Genomic DNA, 20866 nt, shown 5'->3' on the forward strand with positions numbered 1-20866 from the left:
CCTCTTATCTTTTCTATAAGGTAAGAGGATTTTCTTTTTAGATTACTTTATAAAAGCCTAAACTTCATGTCTTGCAGATAAGAATATTCTCAAAAGTCAAATATTGAGCTAAAATTTGTTTGACAAAAGCGTCAATATGACACTTACTTTAAAATCGGGACTTTACGGCACTTTTTACGTCTTTACTGTAAAAAACCACTCAAAAATCCGAATTAAGTTTTTTTACATATAATTTGTTGCGAATAATATTTTTATATATTTGCTAAAGAGTCTGGTGGTCAATAATACATTTTGATAATCAAGATGAGTCAATTGCAAAGCCAATTATAAAAATTCCCAAAAAGGAATACCTAAATTGATAGACAGTTTTTCAACTTCACTATAAAATTATCTAACCAAAACCACAATAATGCCATTAAAAATCACTCTTCGGAGTGATTTTTTTTTTACTCAATTCCTAAAAACTATTTTTGTTTTAGAAAACTAATAAAGCAAAAGGAATTTCCTTTCGCTTTTTTTACATAAAAATAATCTTCAAATGAGGTTTCCCGTATTGATTTGATCATATAATTCCATTTTTTTGCGATCTAATTTAATCCCAAAAAATGAATAAAAAATTACTTTTACTTAGCCTTCTATTAGTTGTAGGATTATTTGTTTCCTGCTCTAGTGACGATTCAACCGAAAAGCCTGTTATTCCAGTAATTAAAGAGCCGTTGCCAATTACCATTAGCGAACTTACTTCTGATTTTTTAATAATTGGTCAAAATTTAGAAATTAAAGGAATAAACTTAGCTAATAAAGATTATCCAACAGTAGTATTGTTAAATGATACAGAGCCAGTAGTTGCTAAAGAAGTTACAGAAACCAAAATTGTACTTCCAATTACAGATGCAATAAAAGTGGGTACTAATTCGGTAAGAATTCAAATTAATAAAACATTAAGCGCTCGTGCAAATTTCTTTGTAATGAAAAAAGGGTGGAATAAATTGAATGGTTTAGGAACGTATGATGTTTTAACTTCTAATGTATTTGACGACAGTAATTCTGTTTTCTCTTTTGCAGACAGCGACACACGTGATTTTGGATTTTGGGGCTTTCCTGCAAAATTACAAGGAACATCAGAAGGTTTAACCAGAACGGCTGTTAAACAAAATGGTGGTAGTTATGGTGCCTTTAAAATGGTAAATGATAACATAGGCGTTCTAACAAGTACAAATGCCGCAACTTATTCAAATAGTGGTTTTGAAAACAGCAATTCAACTACTGTTGAGTCTTCTTTTAGTCCTGCAATCAACGGATTAAATATTGGTTATGCAGATCAAAATACAAGTATTGTAACTACATTTAGAGGAGGACAACTTTATACTGCTGATAATGGAGCTACAGTTATTAAAAGTGAACCTTTAAAATGGACAGCAAGAGGAAATTATTACAGAGCTTCAATCACAACTTTTAAAAAATCTTCAAACGGTAAATTTTATCAGTTAGGAATAATAAATGATTATGCAAAAGAAGGTTCTAATAAACATCGAAACGTAGTCTTAGAATCTGCAACAGGATACAGTGACTGGACCGTGATTGATACCATTTCTAAAGCAAACCTAAACATATCTTACACCTATAAATTCTTAAACATCAATAATATTCTTACTATAGACACAACTAACAAAACATTGGTTGCTTCTACTGATATGTTAAAAACTTGGAATGTAATTAAAACTGATGTTAAGAATATATTTTTACGAACAGAAACGCAATGGTATATTGTTTCAGGCGATAAAATTTACGTAACAAAAGATTCTGGAGCAACATGGGAACTGGAACTTGAGTTGCCAGCTGATTCATCTGTAAATGAAATTTCTTTCTCAAAAACAAAAATTATTGTTTCAGGAAATAAAGGATTACATTATCTAAAATTGGAATAGTGTAGTATAAACTAGAAAACAAGAAAGGCGCATGATAACTCATACGCCTTTTTTGTTTTCTAAAATGAATAATTGAGGGCAAATCCAAAATTATTACTTAGTGTAATATCGTTCTTTATGACAGTTGGCTTAAATGCTAATTTTTCGTCTACATTAAATTGTGATAAAGCAGCGTCAATATTAGCATCAATGATATTTAGGACATAGAACCCAACCATAAACAAGGCTGATAAATCCCGATTTCTTTGAAATCCTTTTTGAATACGAATCAACCTGTCTTCATCTAATCCGGCCAAGCTTGAGTTTTCGTTTGCATTTCCGGCAAGTCTGCTTTTATATTCGTCGCGATACAAATGATAATTTTTCTGATTGTCAATGTACAAATAAGTACTCGTTCCGATTGCACCGTAAACCAAAGGGACTTTCCAATATTTTTTATTGTAAACCTGCCCCAAACCTGGTACAATTGCCGAAAAAAAAGATGCTTTTGCTGGTCTAAGCGGATCGATTTCTTTTGATATAAGAGAATCTTTTACAATGATTTTAGGTTTTTCCTGAGCAAAAACCGAAGTTAATCCAAAAAATAAAAATAGTAGAATGAGGTGATTCTGCATAAAAGTTGGCTTTGAAAATTTTGATTCAAAGAAAACTTTTTTATTCTAAGACTTTTCTTAAACAAAAGGTAAATAAAACTTAATTTTTTTTCGCCACGAATTCACGAATTAATTCAATATGTATCTTAAAATAATTCATGAATTCGTGGCGAAAAAAATCTATTACTCCTCAAACAATTCCATCAACTCCAAAGCTCGTTTTATCGACTTCACATTTTCAAAAGTCAATAACAAACGTAATCCGTTTACGGTTTGTTTTTCTTTCATTTTGCAGAGATTGCTATGTTTTTGAACGAAGTTTAAAACGTTTCTGAACTTCACAGACTGATAATAATCTGATTGTTGATCTGAAACGAAATAACCGATCATTTTACCTTGCTTCAAGACTAATTTTTCGATTCCAACTTTAGTCGCAATCCATTTAATTCTGATGCTGTTTAATAGAGCAACAGCAGGTTTTGGTAATGGTCCGAAACGGTCAATTAGTTTTTTCTCGAATTCCTGTAAACCAGCTTCGTCTTTTATCGCGCCTAATTCGTTATATAAAACCAAACGTTCCGAAACGTTATTGATGTATTCATCTGGAAATAATAATTCGAAATCGGCATCGATTTGAATGTCTTTTACGTATTCTTTTGTATCGATGTCATTTTCTTCAGGATACAAATCTTTAAATTCGTTTTCCTTCAATTCCTCAATGGCTTCGTTCATGATTTTTTGGTACGTATCAAAACCAATTTCATTAATAAAACCACTTTGTTCTCCTCCTAATAAATCTCCAGCACCACGAATCTCCAAATCTTTCATGGCAATATTGAAACCACTTCCCAATTCGCTAAATTGTTCCAACGCCTGAATACGTTTTCTCGCATCTTCGGTCATTGATGAATACGGCGGACAGATGAAATAACAAAACGCTTTTTTATTGCTTCGCCCTACTCGACCACGCATTTGATGCAAATCTGATAATCCGAAATTATTGGCATTGTTGATGAAAATCGTGTTGGCGTTTGGAACGTCCAATCCGCTTTCGATGATTGTGGTTGCCACCAAAACATCAAAATCTCCGTTCATGAAACCTAACATCAATTCTTCCAATTTTGCACCATCCATTTGCCCGTGACCGATTCCCACTCTTGCATTTGGAACCAAGCGCTGAATCATTCCAGCAATTTCTTTAATATTTTCAATTCGGTTATTGATAAAGAAAACCTGTCCGTTTCTTTGAATTTCATACGAAATCGCATCACGAATAATTTCTTCATTAAAACCAACTACGTTCGTTTCAATCGGATAACGATTTGGTGGAGGTGTTGTAATTACAGATAAATCTCGCGCTGCCATTAATGAAAACTGTAAAGTTCTCGGAATTGGCGTTGCTGTTAAGGTCAACGTATCGACATTTGCAGCAATCGTTTTTAATTTATCTTTTACGTTTACACCGAATTTTTGTTCCTCATCCACAATCAATAAACCTAGGTCTTTAAAAACCACATTTTTATTTACTAATTGATGTGTTCCAATAACAATATCAAGTTTTCCTTCGGCTAAATCTTTTAGCGTTTGTGTTTTTTGTTTTGCTGTTCTAAATCGGTTTAAGTAACCAATTGAAACCGGCATATCTTTTAAACGCTCCGAAAAAGTTCTGTAATGTTGATACGCCAAAATCGTAGTCGGAACCAAAACTGCTACTTGCTTGCTGTTGTCAACCGCTTTAAAAGCCGCACGAATGGCAACCTCAGTTTTACCGAAACCAACATCCCCACAAACCAATCGATCCATTGGACGATCGCTCTCCATATCGGCTTTTACTTCTGCTGTCGATTTCATCTGGTCCGGTGTATCTTCGTAAATAAACGAGCTTTCTAATTCGTTTTGAAGATAACTGTCTGGCGCAAATTGAAAACCTTTTTCTAAACGACGTTTCGCATACAACTGAATTAAATTGAATGCAATATGTTTGACGCGCGCTTTAGTTTTCTGTTTTAAAACTTTCCAAGCGTTTGATCCTAGTTTATAGATTTTCGGAGGCGTTCCGTCTTTTCCGTTGTATTTTGAGATTTTATGAAGCGAGTGAATGCTTACATACACAATATCATTATCTGCGTAAACCAATTTTATGGCTTCCTGCGTTTTGCCTTCAACTTGAATTTTCTGCAATCCGCCAAATTTCCCAATTCCGTGATCGATGTGCGTTACATAATCGCCTACAGAAAGTGCGGTTAATTCTTTTAAAGTGATATTCTGCTTTTTAGAATACCCATTTTTGATGTTGAATTTATGATAACGCTCAAAAATCTGATGATCGGTATATGCCGTTATCTGATTTTCTTCGTCAATAAAACCTTGATATAATGGCAGAACAACAGTATTATATTGTTTTCTGATGTTCTCTGAATTGGCTTCATCCAAAGATTCAAAAATATCATGAAAACGTTTGGCCTGCGTTTCATTCGAACAGAACAAATAATTTTTATATCCGTTAAAATGATTGTCGCTCAAATTGTTCAACAACAAATCAAATTGTTTGTTGAATGATGGCTGAGGCTGAATATGAAATTCGAACTTTTTAGTGGTTTTAAAGATTGGTTTGGAAGCCAATTCCACAATCGAAAAATCCAATGCACGTTTAATAAACGAAGCTTGATTTAAAAATAATTGCTCTGGTTCGGCATGTTTTATTTCTTTCGAAAGTTTTTCAAAAGCCTCTTCTGCCCTTGCAAATTGTTTATCTAACTGACTAAAAAGTCCGTCTGTATTCTGGATGAAAAGAACTGTTTTTTCGGCAATATAATCTAGAAAACTTTCTCTGTTTTCCTGAAACAACTTGTTCTCAACATTCGGGATGATGGTAATTTTTTTATGAGTTTCGACAGACAACTGCGTTTCTACATCAAAACTTCTGATACTATCTACTTCATTTCCAAAAAACTCAATTCGGTACGGATGATCATTTGAGAAAGAAAAAACATCGACAATTCCTCCACGAACCGAAAATTCTCCTGGTTCTGTAATAAAATCAACTCTTTTAAATTCGTATTCAAATAAAACTTCGTTAATAAAATCAATTGAAATTTTATCGTTCAAAGCGACTTTTAAAGTGTTTTTATCTAATTCTCTTCTCGTCACCACTTTTTCGAAAATGGCTTCAGGATACGTGACGATTATAGCTGGTTTTTTTCTGGAATTTATTCGGTTTAAAACCTCAGCACGAAGTAAGACATTCGCATTATCGGTTTCTTCAATTTGATACGGACGACGAAAAGAAGCAGGATAAAACAAAACATCCTGTTCGCCAATCATTTGTTCCAGATCGTTTAGATAATAAGCCGCTTCTTCTTTGTTATCTAAAATAATCAAAAAAGGCAACTCCGTTTTTTTAAACACAGAACGGATTATAAAGGAAACCGAAGATCCAAGCAAACCGCTAAGGTTCATTTTTATCTGATTCCCTTCCAGTAAACTTTTGGCAATCTGCTCTGCTTTTGGCAAATTGTCATAAATGGTATATAAGGCGTTTTTACTCAACTTTTGGTGCGTTTTGATCTAATGGTTGTATGGGAACCTGAGGCGCAGCCGAATTCGGAATTGCGCGCGTGGTATCTAACATTTTAAGGAAATCGGCTTCTCCCTCTTCTTTTGGTATTTTTGCTTTTTCAACAATTTTATCCATTTGTCTTTCTAGTGAAATCAGTTCTTTATTGATTTCCTGAACCAGAAAAACTACTTTATCATCTGGAATTTGATTTAAATGAATAAATAAATCCAGCATTCTAATTTTGGTAATCAAAATAGAAATACGACTTCTAATTTGAGGCTGATTGAAATCTGTTGGAATATTATTGTTTAATGCCATGGCTTTCTTAGAAATCGCAGCCGATTTTTTCTGAAATGCTCCAATAGTTTTTCTTGGTTTATCGCCAATCTCTTTTATAAACTCACGCCACTCTGTCCATGAATTTAATTGTGATTCTGATATTTCGTTGATCGGCTCGTTAAGAAACGTCCAGCCTTTGTTTATATTATTAAAAATAGCTTCTTTCTTTTTTGCTTCTTTTGCATTTTCTGCACGTCGTTTTTCATCTTCATTTTGGCAAGAAAACAATACAAATGTTAAAAGCAGAAAAAGAGATATTTTATATTTCATTTAGTAAAATGTTAGACGGCAAAGTTACAAAGTAAATTTACAATTACGAATTCTGTTTTTTGCTAAAGATTCTATAAATCATCGTTATTTTTTTATCATTTAAAAAGCCAGATAAGAGGATTTTTTTCGTTTTTATTTTCTTTAGAATACACTTCAATACTGAAAATAAAAAGGCACAAAGGCACACCCTTGCAAAAGAGAATAATCCAATAAACGAACTTTTTAATTATTGAATCTATAATTTATGATTCTAAAAAGCGTTAGTAATTGCGAAAACGTTATATTTGTGTCTCTAAAAATCATTCGAAATGAATCCTAAAATATTAATCATTGGTGCCTGTGGTCAGATTGGAACAGAGCTGACACAAAAACTGCGTAAATTATACGGAACCGAAAATGTAATCGCTTCTGATATTCGAAAATTAAATACTGATGTTGTTAATTCGGGACCTTTTGAAGTCGTCAATGCTTTAGATTTTAACCAGATTGAACATTTGGTTGAAGTGCATCAAATTACAGATGTTTACTTGATGGCTGCGCTTTTATCGGCTACGGCTGAAAAGAACCCTGCTTTTGCTTGGGATTTAAATATGAATTCTCTTTTTCATGTTTTAAATTTAGCGAAAGCAAAAAAGATTCAGAAGATTTTTTGGCCATCCAGTATCGCCGTTTTCGGACCAACAACTCCTAAAGAAAACACGCCACAATATACGGTAATGGAACCTTCGACAGTTTACGGAATTAGCAAACAAGCTGGAGAAAGATGGTGCGAATATTACCATAATATTTACGGTGTTGATGTACGCAGTATCCGTTATCCAGGCTTAATCAGCTGGTCTACTCCTCCGGGTGGTGGAACTACAGATTACGCAGTTGATATTTTTTACAAAGCTATTGCTGATAAAAAATATGAATGTTTCTTATCATCTGAAACCAAAATGCCAATGATGTATATGGATGATGCAATCGATGCGACTATCAATATTATGAAAGCTCCGGTTGAAGAAATCAAGATTCATTCTTCTTATAATTTGGCTGCAATGAGTTTTACGCCAACTGAAATTGCTGCTGAAATCAAAAAACATATTCCTGAATTTGAAATTACTTATAATCCAGATTTCCGTCAGAAAATTGCGGACAGCTGGCCAGCAAGTATTGACGACAACGCTGCAAGAGAAGACTGGAACTGGAATCATAAATTTGATTTAGAATCTATGACAAAAGACATGATCGAGCATTTGAGTTAAATTCTTTTTCTGCACGTTTTTAGTATCATTATAAAATAAAAAAAATCAATTGCCTCCAGCTAAAGCTGGAGGCAATTGATTTTTCCTGCTAAAAAGATAAAAGCAATATAATAAATCTTTAAAAGAAGCCAATTGTTTGTATCTAGCCCCGATGGAGGCGGTATCCTTGCTGGCCCGACGTCGGGCAACAGCGAGATATAGCCGAGAGCGGGAAACCTTGTTTGTTAAAACGCCTTTTGTGATGCTCCTGATTATTAAATAAACATTAATTGCAATCAGATGAAAATAAAAAAAGGCTTTAGTCAAACTATCCAAGTTTGGCTAAAGCCCTATACATTTATCACAAAAAACCTCCAGCTAAAGCTGGAGGCAATTAAATTTTATTCTAACTAAGTAGAGTATTATTTTGAAAATTATTTCACTTCAAAAACATTATTTGCTTGTTTTACATCAGCCATTAATCCGCTTGGATCGATTGTGATTTTTTTGATTGACGTTTTGTTTTTGTCAATTGTAAAACTATAGTTTTGCTGTGCCCAAGCCCAGTCTTCTAAAACTGTTCTTTTTTGATTTGGGTTTGGATTTGGTTTGATGAAATTCATCATTCTTAACGGAATATAGAATGCTTCTGAAGTTCCGTCTGTGTAATCTACTTTTAAATCGATTGGCATTGGCATTCTTCCAATTCTTTCTAAAGAAATTGTTGTTTTTCCTGCATTGTCTGCCACATCTTTGATTCCGTAATCAATTGTGTTGGTTGTTTGTGCCCAATCTGTTAAATACCAGTCTAACTCAGCTCCAGAAACTCTTTCGGCTGTTCTTTTGATATCGTTTGGAGTTGGATGCTTGAATTTGAAATCGTTGAAATATCTTTTTAAAGTCGCATCAACATTGTCTTTTCCAATTACATATTCTAACTGAGAAAGGAAAATACTTCCTTTAACATAAGATGAAATACTGTACGGACGGTTTTCGTCATAACGATCTCCGTGAGTAGTTTGTGGCTGCTCTTTACCAGAATTTACTAAGCTGTAGTAAGCATTGTAATTTCCTTTAAACGGATTTACCTCTTTTTTATCTCCTTTTAATTCATTCAAAGCACTGTCTTCGATGTAAGTTGTAAAACCTTCATCCATCCAAGGGTGTTTTGATTCGTTTGAAGCTAAAATATGCTGGAACCAAGAGTGTCCTAATTCGTGTGTTGCTGTTCCCAAAATTCCTTCAAGAGTTCCGTTTCCTAACATTAAAGTACACATTGCGTACTCCATTCCACCGTCGCCACCTTGAATAAATGAATATTGTTTGTACGGATATTGCCCCACTCTGTTGTTATAATAATCCATAACTTTTACCATTAAAGGCTCTAACTGTTTCCAGTTTTCTGTCACTTTTGGCGTGTTTTTGTAGAAGAAATGTAAATCGACATTGTTTGGTCCTTTTACAATATCATGTGCATAATCTTTGTCGGCTGCCCAAGTAAAATCGTGAACATTTGGCGCAATAAAATGCCAAGTTAATGTTTTTGCCTTTTTAGGATAAACCACGGTTACACCTTCATCTTCATAACCATGTCCGATAGCATTTTTGTCTTGAAGATATCCAGAACCTCCAATTGTGTACTCTTTGTCGATTGTGATTTTTACATCGAAATTACCCCAAACACCGTGAAATTCTCTTGCGATGTATGGATCTGCGTGCCAGCCTTCAAAATCAAATTCGGCTAATTTTGGATACCATTGTGACATTGAAAGTTCGATTCCTTCAGAATTATTTCTTCCTGAACGACGCACTTGAACTGGAACCTGTCCGTCAAAATCTAAAGTGAAAGTTGTTTTAGAATTTGGTAAAATTGGTTTTGCTAAAGTTACTTCCAAAATAGTTCCAGAAACTCTAGTTTGAGCAACAGCACCATCTTGTTTGAAATTTGTAATTTTTAAATATCCAATTTCATTTGGTTTTAAAGTTTCGATACGGCTTTGTTTTACATCTCTCCCATCAGCGCCTTTTACTTTATTTACCATTCTTCCATCAGGATCTTTAATAAAATGTAAACGTGCATCCATTTCGCTTCCCGGTTGAAAAGCGTTTGGAAATAAATGATAAAATACCTTTTTTAAAGTATCAGGAGAATTATTGGTATAAACCAATTCCTGTTTTCCTTTGTACTGATAGTTTTTTACATCCATCGAAACCTCCATTTTATAGTCAGCGTGTTGCTGCCAATACGGAGCGCTTTGTGCAAAAGCCGAGCTAAACCCTAAGCTTAAGAAAGAAAGTAAAATAATTTTTCGCATGTTGATATGTAATAGAAAATGGAAGAGCGCGAACTCTTCCATTAGATTAATAGTGTATTATTTTTTATTTTTTTGACATCTTTTCTGCCATCAATAAAGCATTATAAGCATTTACCATTTTTGCTGTTTTTGATGATTCTACAGAAGAAACTGCTGGTGCTTTTTCGCCTGGATTTTCACTTTTTCCTAAAACAACTTTAGAAGGAAGTGCCACTCCTGAATCCATCAAAATCTTTTTAACCTGAGCCGCTTTTAATTTTGGATAATACGAACGAATTAACGTCGCTACACCTGCCGCGTTTGGAGATGCCATTGAAGTTCCTTGCAAATATTTGTATTTGTTGTTTGGAACTGTTGCATAAATTTCTTCACCAGGAGCAAAAACGTCTACGTTAATTTTTCCGAAGTTTGAAAATGATGCTATTACATTTTCTCCGTATTCTTTATTGATTGCTCCAATTGTGATTACGTTATCTGCAAATTCTTTTACATTGTCTTCAGAGTCATTTGGATAATTGATGTTTTTTATTTCATCAATATTATAACCATCATTACCTGCAGCGTGAACAATTAAAACGTCTTTTTTAGCAGCATATTTAATAGCATCGTAAACCCATTGTTTGTGCGGAGAAAAACTTTTTCCGAAACTTCCATTAATTACTTTTGCTCCATTATCTACTGCATAACGAATTGCCAAAGCGATATCTTTATCATACTCATCACCATCCGGCACAGCTCTCACAGTTAAAATCTCAACATTTGGCGAAGCTACTCCGTCTCCTCCTAAATTATTACCTCGAATTTGTGCAATAATTCCAGCAACGTGAGTTCCGTGAAGTGCTTTTTCTTTGTCTGGACCAAATACTACATTATTTCCATAATTCGTATCTTTAATATCTTCTGGATTATCACCTACGATTTTTCTACCGTCAAAATCTTTATTTAAATTATAGTTTAACTGATCGTAAACTTGCTCTTTATATTCCCCAAAATCAGCTTCAGGATCAAAAGTTGGTCCAGCATTTGTGAAAATTTGAGTCATTACAGCTTTACTTCTAGCCACCTTTGGATCTGTTGAAGTAATTGCCTTTAAATCTTCAATTTTATAATCTGACTTATTAAGTTCTTTTTTGATTGTATTATGAACATCAAGTAAAAAATCTACTTGTTCTTTGTCTTTAAGAGCTTCGTTATATTTCTCAGTATATTGAGCCAAAGCTTCTTTGTATTGAGCAGAACCGTCATCGCCTTTTTTAACGATACGTGTCATTTCAAGGTTTTCATTAACAGCATTTCCTAGGAAATTCCATCCATGAATATCGTCAATAAAACCGTTTTTATCGTCATCAATTCCGTTTCCTGGAATTTCTTTCGTGTTTGTCCAGATCATTCCTTGAAGATCTTCGTGCTCGATATCTACACCAGAATCTACAATACCTACAATAACTTTTTGTCCTTTTTTACCTTGTAGTAATTCAGTTAAAGCTCTGTCTACACTCATTCCCGGGATAGAATCTTTTACTAAATCTAAATGACTCCATCTTTTTAATTCATTTTCACTAACTGGTGCTTTTTTCACCACTGCCAAAGGAGCAACAACTGGTTGTTTTGGTGCTGCTTTTTGTGCCTGCAAACTTGCGCTGCAACCTGCTAAAACAAGTAGTGCGAAAGCGGATAATTTAATAGGTTTTATATGACTCATCTATTTATAAATATGTGTAAGTTAAAATATGGGTCTAAATTATGCTTTTTTGTTACAAAATACTAACCATTAACAATGTGTTATGAAATTTTGATTAAAAACAAACCTTATGACAGAAAATATAAACAACTAAATTCCAAACTTTTAAAGCTAAATACGTAAAAAATAAATTTCTCAAAGGCTTTACCTATTTACACTAAATATATGAAAAACAACAAATAATGTCTCGTTACGGCATCCCGTAAGGAATCTTCATATTTATATCTTAAAATTGCGCGAGCTAATCCTAAATCTATTCTATGAAGACAAAACTACTTTTGTTGCTTTTATTGGCAAATTTTTCTATTTATGCGCAGAATACTGCGATTCCTGATCTAAATTTTGAGAAGAAATTAATTCTTCTTGGAATTGATTCAGGTACTCCCGACGGACAAGTACTAACTTCGAATATTTCTGGAGTTACAACTCTTAATGTTTCCTCTAGTCAAATATCGAATTTAACAGGTATTGAAGGTTTTACGGCATTAAAAGATTTAAATTGCAATGACAATTATTCGTTAGCTTCTGTTAATCTTTCTAAAAATATTGCTTTAGAAAAGGCAAGTTTCGTCCGTTGTCCTCTAACTAGTATAGATGTCACTTCAAATGTTAACCTTGTAGATTTGAACGTTGCCGTTGGCGGATCAACTACTGGGAAAGAAGGCACAGGAAATCTTACTGCCTTAGATCTTTCTCATAATCCGAAATTAAAAAACCTGAATTGTTCTCATCATAAAATTGCCAATCTGAATTTTGCTTCAAATCCTTTGCTTGAAAGTCTAGATTGTGGAGGAAACAAGAACACAACTCTTGACTTATCTCAAAACCTTGCATTAAAAAAATTAGTCCTCACCAATTCATTGCTTTTAAAAACAATTGATCTTTCTAGAAATACAAAACTAGTAGCGGTTGATTTTAGTGAGAATGTTTTTGAATCGATTGACCTTTCCAAAAATACAGAACTAACCCAAGTAGAATGTCGCTTATCAAAAACATTAGAGCAAATAAATTTAAAAAACGGGAAAAATTCTTTAATCGTTGCATCTCTACTAAGATTAATAAACAATCCATCGCTTTATTGTGTTTTAGTTGATGATGTTACATATTCGCAAGCAAACTGGAAAACTAATATTGATAATTCTGTTACGTTTTCCTCAACATGTGTAGCCCCAAAATATACTTTGATTCCTGATATCGAATTTGAAAGGGCTTTAATTGTAAGTGGAATAGATGGAAAAGAGGATGGAAAAGTTTTAACGTCTAGAGTTTCTGATGTAAAGACTTTAGATTACAAATATTCTACTTACCTAAAAATAACAGATTTAACTGGTATAGAAGACTTTGTCTCTTTGGAAACATTGAACACGCCGGGTACAAAAATGGGTAAATTAAATATTTCTAAGAATATAAACCTAAAGTACTTGAACTGTAGTTCAGAAAATCTGTCTGCTTTGGATATTTCTAATAACAAAAATTTAATTACCTTAAATTTAAGTAATAATAAAATAAACTCGCTAGATCTTACCAAACATACTCAATTAAAAGAACTTAATTTTGGTTCAAACAATTTTACTGAAATTAATCTTTCAAACAATCCATTATTAACTACGTTGATGTGCTACAGCAACAAATTATCTACTTTAGATCTTTCTAAAAATCTAGCACTTCAGATTGTAAATTGTGGAGACAATAGTTTAACAGCTGTTGATTTTTCTCTAAATACAGAATTGACAAATATTGTGTGTTACATAAACAATATCAGTGAATTAAATGTTACTAAAAATACTGCATTAAAAAGTCTAATAACCAGTCAAACTAATATATCAACACTTGATCTGTCAAAAAATACGGCATTAACAAATTTAGATTTGAGTTTTATTAAGCCTCTAACGAGTGTTAATTTAAAAAATGGAAAAAATACTTTGTTGACAACTGTAAACATTAAACAAAATCCGCTTCTTAGCTGTGTTTCTGTTGATGATGTTGCTTTTGCTGAAACCACTTGGAAGAATAAAGAAATTTGGACAACGTATGCTTTAACTTGTGGTGAACCAGCGTATACTTCTATTCCTGATCCACCATTTGAAAGTGCTTTAATTGATGCTGGTTACGATGTTGTATTAGATGGAAAAATATTAACTGCCAGAGCTGCTACTATTAAAACACTTAACTTACAATCTAAAGGATCAATTGCTGATTTAACTGGAATTGAAGATTTTATTGGTCTTGAGTCACTAACAACTCCTTCTATAGGTATAAGTTTAAAATCTGTAAACTTATCTAAAAACATAGCTTTAAATACTTTAATTGTAAACAATTCTCAGTTTACATCTTTAGATCTTTCTACAAATAAAGCTCTGACAAAATTGGAAGTTACCAACAACAAAAGCTTAAAAGAATTAAATCTTCAAAACAAAAACAACAGCATTCTTACGGCTACAAATCTAAACTTGACCAATAATGCAACATTAGCTTGTATTTTAGTTGACGATCCTGCTTATTCTAACACTAACTGGACTTCAAAAAAAGACAATTGGGCTACTTTTAATACTGTTTGTTCTCCTCCAAAATATACCTCAATTCCAGATATCGAATTTGAAAAAGTCTTGATTAATGCCGGAATAGATGATGTTCAGGATGGAAAGGTTTTAACTTCCAGAATTGCCATAGAGAAAAAAATAGATTATAGAAGCACAAACTACAACAAGATTACGGACCTAACAGGTATTGAAGATTTTGCTGCTTTAGAATTTTTAAGTACGCCTAGTACTTTAACTAAGCTGGATGTGACTAAAAATACAGCATTAAAAACATTAAACTGCAGTGTTTTAAATCTAACAGAACTGGATTTAACAAATAATCCAAATCTTGTAACATTAAATTGTGGCGGTAATAAATTTACAACACTAAATCTTTCTAAAAATTTAGCTCTTGAAAGTCTAGATGTAACTTCTAGTTCGTTAAAAAGTTTAGATCTTCAAAACAACGTAAATTTAACTTCTTTAATTATTACATTAAATCTAAATTTAACGAGTATTGATATTTCTAAAAACACCAAACTAACTACACTAGAAGCAAATCGTACAGGAATACAAAGTTTAGATGTTTCGGCCAATACAAAATTGACTAGTATTGCTTGTCAAAATAATAGAATCGTTTATTTAGATGTTTCCAAAAATCCTTTATTAACGAGTTTAACTTGTCAAACTAATTCACTAAAGAGCTTAAATTTAAACAATGGTAATAACAAGCTTTTAGGAACAAACCTAAATTTCAAAAGCAATCCAAGTTTAACTTGTATACAGGTAGATGATGTTTCGTATGCTAATGCTAATTGGAGCACTTTTAAAGATGCAACCGCGTCTTACAACCTAGATTGTACAACTTATACGCTAATTCCAGATTCAAATTTTGAAGATAAATTAATTGCTTTAAAAATTGATAAAGATGGTAAAAACGGAAAAGTGGCTACAACAAGTATTGTTGGTATCACTTCGTTAGACGTTTCTTCAAGTTCGATTAAAGATCTTACCGGAATTCAGGATTTTGCTGCTTTGAAAATATTAAACTGTAGTACCAATCAATTGACATCTTTAAATCCGGCAAGTAATCCATTATTAACTGAATTAAAGGTTTCTAATAATACATTAACAACTCTTGATGTGAGCAAAAATGCATCATTAGCTGTATTAGATTGTTCTTACAACACTATAACAGTTATTGACGTAAGTAAAAACCCAGCATTGACAGCATTAAATGTTTCAAACAATAATTTAAATTCTTTGAACGTAAAAAATGGTTTCAATGTTAATATGGATTGGTTTAGTGTGAATTTTACAAAAAATCCTTCTTTAACTTGTATTCAGGTTGATAGCGCTAAATACTCAAACGACAACTGGAATGGAAAATTAGATAAAACTTCGTTCTTTACAGAAAACTGCGGTAGTTATACTTTGATTCCTGACTCAAATTTTGAAGATAAATTGATCGAATTAAAAATTGATATCGATGGTAAAAATGGAAAAGTATTAACTTCTACAATTGCATCTGTAAAAGATTTAAATGTACAGTTGAGTGATATTAAAGACTTAACAGGAATCCAAGATTTCACTTCCCTTGAATTTTTAAATTGTCAATTCAACTTATTAACGACTTTAAACATTGCAAAAAATTCAAAATTAATTGAATTATATACACATGGAAATGATTTGACCACTTTGGATGTTTCAGCAAATACTGCTCTTACAATTTTGCAGGTCAACAAAAACAAACTGACTGCATTAGATATTTCTAAAAACAGCAAATTAGTTTACATTAATGTTATGGAGAATAAGTTAAAAACATTAAACTTAAACAACAATAACAACATTAATTTCACAAGTGCTTTATTGTCGTTAAACCCGACTTTAAGCTGTATTAAGGTTGACAGCCCTTCATTTGCAGGTTCTAGCAATGTGTTTTTTAAAGATGCAACAGCATCATACTCTGCAACATGTTCTTTAGGTCTTGAAGACTCTATTTTCAACAAGGTGATAATGTATCCTAATCCAACAAAAGGAGAAGTCAATATTAACAACGTTTCTTTAGAAAAAGCTACTGTTTACAATTCATTAGGACAATTAGTAAAATCGTTTATTTTAAATTCTGCAAATACAGATCACACCGTAAATTTATCTGGTTTGCCAATAGGAGTTTACTATGTTTACTTGATTAATGGAGATGCTGCTTCGGCGAAAAAGGTAATCGTAGAATAAGTATCAATAAAATAAATCGAAAAATCCCATTTTCAAATTCATGAAAATGGGATTTTTTATGCTTATATTTTTCTTCTTAAAGAATTTCTTCGCAAGTAAAAACCTCTTTTAAGCGAACACCTTTTTCAGTATGTTCAACCGTTATAATTTGATTGTGTGCATCATGTTCCAAGAACAAATAATGATTTTGATCTGCCGCCAAATTCAAAAATTTCGATTTTTCAGGCATTGTCAATAATGGCCTAGTATCATACCCCATTACATAAGGAAGTGGAATATGTCCAGCTGTAGCCAATAAATCGGCGCAGAAAACAATGGTTTTATCTTGATATTTGATATACGGAATCATTTGTTTTTCGGTATGGCCGTCAACGTAATAGATGTCGAAATTTAGTTCTTTCGAAAAACCAAAATCAGATTCTGGTCTATCAACAAAATGTAATTGACCACTTTCTTGCATTGGCAAAATATTTTCTGCCAAAAAAGAAGCTTTTTCTCTGGCATTTGGTTTTGTCGCCCATTCCCAATGATTTTCGTTGGTCCAGAATTTTGCATTTTTAAATGCTGGTTCATATCCCGTTTTATCCGAATTCCATTGAACACTTCCGCCGCAATGATCAAAATGCAAATGCGTCATAAAAACATCTGTAATATCATCACGATGAAAACCATATTTTGCTAATGATTTATCTAACGAATGTGATCCCCAAAGCGAATAATATCCAAAGAATTTCTCAGATTGCTTATTGCCCATTCCGGTATCTATTAAAATTAAACGATTACCGTCTTCAATTAATAAACAACGCGCAGCAATATCAATAAGATTATTGGCATCGGCAGGATTGGTTTTATTCCAAATCGTTTTAGGAACAACGCCAAACATAGCGCCACCATCCAACTTAAAATTTCCGGATTCTATTGGGTAAAGTTTCATGAGATTGATTTTCTAAAAAAACAAAGCTAGAAAATTCAAACTCCTTTTGCTAAAATTTAAGGTTAAAAACTTTCCGATTATTCTAATGTAATCGAAGTGCTTCCCATTATTTCCTGCTTATCAAAATAATTCACAAAATAAGTTCCTTTTTTAAATTGATCTGCATTTAAAATTCCATAAGCATTGATAGATTTGCCCTGAAAATCTGTACTTACAATAAAACTGTAAACCAAAGCCTTGTCGTTACCAAATTCAATCAATTTATTGTCGCCCAAAACGGTATTCTTCTGATCTAAAACCTGAACGTAAAAAACTCTTTTACCCGTTTTTGCAACACCATTTCCGTTTACTGTAAAACTAACTTTAAGTTTTTTTGTATTCTTTGCTTTCGTCGTTTCCAATTCGGCTCCTGAATTTTTTTCACGAAGTGCAATAGTTTTGAAATTACTTAAATAAAGTTTTGAAGCATCTTTCAAAGTAGACTCTAATTTCTTTTGTTTTAAAATTAAAGTATCATTTTCAGCCTTTTGTTTGTACATGACTACATTTTGGCTTTCGATTTCAGTCAGCAGATTTTTATTCTGAGATTTCAGTTTTTTAATCTCCATCATTTTATTTTCTAATGACAATTTTGAATCCGAAAGCTGTGATCTAAACACCTTAAGCTGAGCCAAAGAAGGATTTTGAGAAGCCTGAATAATCTCCATTAAGTTTTCGACATTCTTACGTTCCAGTTCCAACTGCTCAGACAATGCCGTTTTTTCCTGAATCGCAATATCATAAGCTGCTTTCAATGTAATCAATGAATCTAAAATGTTTTTTTGATCACTTGTTTCCTTATTTTCAGTCGAGATTTCTTTAGCAATACTTTCTTTTTTAGTCTCATTTTCATTCTCATTCATCTCACTACTAAAAACCAATACTGAAGCACCTACTCCTAAAACAAAAATTAATGCGAACAGAGGCTTAAACCACTTAATATTATTTTGTTTTTTCATAATTACTCACAATTTTTCGCAAAATTACCAATTAAATATTCCTGTGGATAAGTATAAATACTTGTTTTTTAACATTTAGAAGCGATATTTGCAATTTAAAGAGACAAAAATATTTTTTTCTAATTTTCAGCCTCTTTTTCACAGTAGATTTTATCAAAATAAGTAATATCTATTTTAACATTTGTTATAATAATGTGAACCGTTATGGAAAAAGGTTTTTAAGTCGTATCTTTGCAGACAATTTCTATTTAACATTGAAAACTAGCGTTTTAAATCTGTACTAAATTCAGTACAGAATCAAAATGCTCATTAAAAACAAACATCTAAGAACAATGATAAAAGTTTCAGATACTGCCAAAAAGAAAATCATCGATTTGATGACTGATGATGGTTTTGACGCCGCAAGCGACTACGTAAGAGTAGGCGTAAAAAGCGGTGGATGCTCTGGTTTGTCTTACGATTTAAAATTTGACAAAACCAAAGGAGAAGACGACAAAATATTCGTTGACAACGATATACAAATTGCTGTTGAGAAAAAATCATTCCTTTATTTAGCCGGAACAATTTTAGAATTCTCGGGAGGATTAAACGGAAAAGGATTTGTTTTCAATAATCCTAACGCAAGCAGAACTTGCGGATGTGGAGAATCATTTTCTTTATAGTCAAAAACTAAAAGTCAAAGGCCTTAAAAACCTTTGACTTCAAATTTGGACTTTAAAATTTTAAGACAACATTAAAAAATATAATGAGCAAATACACCGAAGACGATTTAAAAATCGAACTGGAAACTAAAGAATATGAGTACGGATTTTATACTAATATAGAATCTGAAACTTTTCCTATTGGCTTAAACGAAGAGATTGTAAGAGCTATTTCGCTTAAAAAAGAAGAACCTGAATGGATGACCGAATGGCGTATCGAAGCTTTCCGCGCTTGGAAAGAAATGATTGAGCCAGAATGGGCAAACGTAAATTACGAAAAACCAGACTTTCAGGCTATATCTTATTATTCAGCTCCAAAAACTGTAGATCCTAACAAAACTTTGGATGATGTTGATCCAGAATTATTAGAGATGTACAAAAAGTTAGGAATCTCTGTAGACGAACAGAAAAAAATGAACAATATCGCTATGGATATTGTGGTTGATTCTGTTTCTGTTGCTACAACTTTCAAGAAAACTTTGGCAGAAAAAGGAATTATTTTCTGTCCAATTTCTGAAGCTATTAAAGAACATCCAGAATTAGTAAAAAAATATTTAGGTACTGTTGTTCCTCAGAAAGATAACTTTTATGCTGCGCTAAACTCAGCTGTTTTCTCTGACGGAAGTTTCTGTTATATTCCAAAAGGCGTAAAATGTCCGATGGAACTTTCAACATATTTCAGAATCAACCAAGCAGGAACTGGACAATTCGAAAGAACTTTAGTTATCGCTGACGAAGGAAGCTACGTTTCTTACCTTGAAGGATGTACAGCGCCAAGCCGTGACGAAAACCAATTGCACGCTGCTGTGGTTGAATTAATCGCTTTGGATGATGCTGAAATTAAATATTCAACAGTTCAAAACTGGTTCCCTGGAAATAAAGAAGGAAAAGGTGGAGTTTACAACTTCGTAACGAAAAGAGGTTTATGCGAAACAAACGCTAAAATTTCTTGGACACAAGTTGAAACAGGTTCTGCTGTAACTTGGAAATATCCTTCTTGTGTACTTAAAGGAGATAATTCAGTAGGAGAATTTTATTCTATTGCTGTGACAAATAATTTCCAACAAGCTGATACTGGAACAAAAATGATCCATTTAGGTAAAAACACTAAATCGACAATTATTTCTAAAGGTATTTCGGCTGGAAAATCACAAAATAGCTACCGTGGTTTAGTGCAAATTTCGCCAAGAGCAGAGAATGCAAGAAACTTTTCTCAATGTGACTCCTTATTAATGGGTAACAATTGTGGTGCGCATACTTTCCCTTATATCGAAAGTAAAAATCCATCAGCAAAAATCGAGCACGAAGCAACTACAAGTAAAATTGGAGAAGATCAGGTTTTCTACTGTAACCAAAGAGGTATTCCGACTGAAAAAGCGATTGCCTTAATTGTAAACGGTTTCAGTAAAGATGTATTAAACAAATTGCCAATGGAATTTGCTGTTGAAGCTCAAAAATTATTAGAGATTTCTTTGGAAGGATCTGTAGGATAAATAAAAGCAAAAATT

The 20866-nt window shown here is 32.7% G+C and carries 12 protein-coding genes; 5 read left to right on the forward strand and 7 right to left on the reverse strand.

Annotated elements, in window-relative coordinates; genetic code table 11:
• Positions 1–605 precede the first annotated feature (605 nt).
• Positions 606–1928 (forward strand): hypothetical protein, encoded by a 1323-nt coding sequence (locus VGE71_RS05625; protein WP_331137432.1) that lies wholly within the window; start codon positions 606–608, stop codon positions 1926–1928.
• A 59-nt stretch (positions 1929–1987) separates the two neighbouring features.
• Here the strand turns inward: VGE71_RS05625 and VGE71_RS05630 are convergent, their stop codons facing one another.
• The 3 genes from VGE71_RS05630 to VGE71_RS05640 form a co-directional block, all read right to left on the reverse strand.
• The gene (locus tag VGE71_RS05630; protein ID WP_331137433.1) at positions 1988–2542 is read right to left on the reverse strand and encodes a DUF5683 domain-containing protein; all 555 of its coding nucleotides are present in this window, start codon (positions 2540–2542) and stop codon (positions 1988–1990) included.
• A gap of 162 nt (positions 2543–2704) precedes the next feature.
• Entirely contained in the window at positions 2705–6070 is a 3366-nt protein-coding gene (gene mfd / locus VGE71_RS05635) for a transcription-repair coupling factor (RefSeq protein ID WP_331137434.1), read from the reverse strand.
• The gene (locus VGE71_RS05640; RefSeq protein WP_331137435.1) at positions 6063–6689 is read right to left on the reverse strand and encodes a hypothetical protein; all 627 of its coding nucleotides are present in this window, start codon (positions 6687–6689) and stop codon (positions 6063–6065) included. The genes mfd and VGE71_RS05640 overlap by 8 nt, the downstream gene beginning before the upstream one ends.
• 308 nt (positions 6690–6997) lie before the next feature.
• On the opposite strand from VGE71_RS05640, the gene VGE71_RS05645 reads away from it, so the two are divergent.
• Positions 6998–7936 carry an L-threonine 3-dehydrogenase gene (locus VGE71_RS05645; RefSeq protein ID WP_331137436.1) on the forward strand — a complete coding sequence of 313 codons (939 nt, stop codon included), beginning with the start codon at positions 6998–7000 and terminating at the stop codon, positions 7934–7936.
• Positions 7937–8349: 413 nt separating this feature from the next.
• On the opposite strand, the gene VGE71_RS05650 is transcribed toward VGE71_RS05645, so the two are convergent.
• Both VGE71_RS05650 and VGE71_RS05655 read right to left on the reverse strand, forming a co-directional pair.
• The gene (locus tag VGE71_RS05650) at positions 8350–10230 is read right to left on the reverse strand and encodes a M1 family metallopeptidase (RefSeq protein WP_331137437.1); all 1881 of its coding nucleotides are present in this window, start codon (positions 10228–10230) and stop codon (positions 8350–8352) included.
• A gap of 64 nt (positions 10231–10294) precedes the next feature.
• Positions 10295–11932, reverse strand: coding sequence for a S8 family peptidase (locus VGE71_RS05655; protein WP_331137438.1), 1638 nt, complete (start codon positions 11930–11932; stop codon positions 10295–10297).
• Between the two features lie 299 nt (positions 11933–12231).
• Here VGE71_RS05655 and VGE71_RS05660 point away from each other — a divergent pair, with 299 nt between their 5' ends.
• Positions 12232–16725 (forward strand): T9SS type A sorting domain-containing protein, encoded by a 4494-nt coding sequence (locus tag VGE71_RS05660; protein ID WP_331137439.1) that lies wholly within the window; start codon positions 12232–12234, stop codon positions 16723–16725.
• A 76-nt stretch (positions 16726–16801) separates the two neighbouring features.
• On the opposite strand, the gene VGE71_RS05665 is transcribed toward VGE71_RS05660, so the two are convergent.
• Together VGE71_RS05665 and VGE71_RS05670 are read right to left on the reverse strand one after the other, a co-directional pair.
• The gene (locus tag VGE71_RS05665) at positions 16802–17659 is read right to left on the reverse strand and encodes an MBL fold metallo-hydrolase (RefSeq protein ID WP_331137440.1); all 858 of its coding nucleotides are present in this window, start codon (positions 17657–17659) and stop codon (positions 16802–16804) included.
• A 77-nt stretch (positions 17660–17736) separates the two neighbouring features.
• Positions 17737–18657 carry a hypothetical protein gene (locus VGE71_RS05670; protein ID WP_331137441.1) on the reverse strand — a complete coding sequence of 307 codons (921 nt, stop codon included), beginning with the start codon at positions 18655–18657 and terminating at the stop codon, positions 17737–17739.
• 332 nt (positions 18658–18989) lie between these two features.
• On the opposite strand from VGE71_RS05670, the gene VGE71_RS05675 reads away from it, so the two are divergent.
• Positions 18990–19319, forward strand: coding sequence for a HesB/IscA family protein (locus VGE71_RS05675; RefSeq protein WP_012023267.1), 330 nt, complete (start codon positions 18990–18992; stop codon positions 19317–19319).
• An 83-nt stretch (positions 19320–19402) separates the two neighbouring features.
• A complete protein-coding gene (gene sufB / locus VGE71_RS05680; protein ID WP_144216100.1) occupies positions 19403–20851 on the forward strand; it encodes a Fe-S cluster assembly protein SufB in 1449 nt (482 codons plus the stop codon).
• Positions 20852–20866: the final 15 nt, after the last annotated feature.

This window comes from Flavobacterium sp. (assembly GCF_036405015.1).
GTDB lineage: Bacteria > Bacteroidota > Bacteroidia > Flavobacteriales > Flavobacteriaceae > Flavobacterium.